General features: G+C 27.5%; 1 protein-coding gene. It reads right to left on the bottom strand.

The features are described from left to right. A partial coding sequence (locus tag ACVYAD_RS25270) for a condensation domain-containing protein (RefSeq protein ID WP_476428316.1) occupies positions 1-255 on the bottom strand: 255 nt, incomplete at both ends.

The raw sequence follows: 255 nt of genomic DNA, 5'->3' as shown, positions 1-255 counted from the left end.
TTAAATAATTTCGAACAATATTCCATACTAAATTTTATTATTTTATCTTCTTCTAAAGCATCTAATGTTAAATCAACCTTGGATACCTTTCTATCCTCATTGTATTGGTAAAATCCAAGATCCCCCATCCTATTACTAATATCAGTTGTTGTATCCATCATACTAAACATAGCATCGAATAATGGATTTCTACTTGTATCTCTTTCTATTGCTAATTTTTCTACTAAAGTTTCCAATTGATAACTTTGATTTTCA

It is taken from the genome of Lysinibacillus sp. G1-3, from assembly GCF_056322905.1.
Note: the sequence above shows the minus strand (reverse complement) of the source record. Positions and strands in the feature narration are given on the sequence as shown.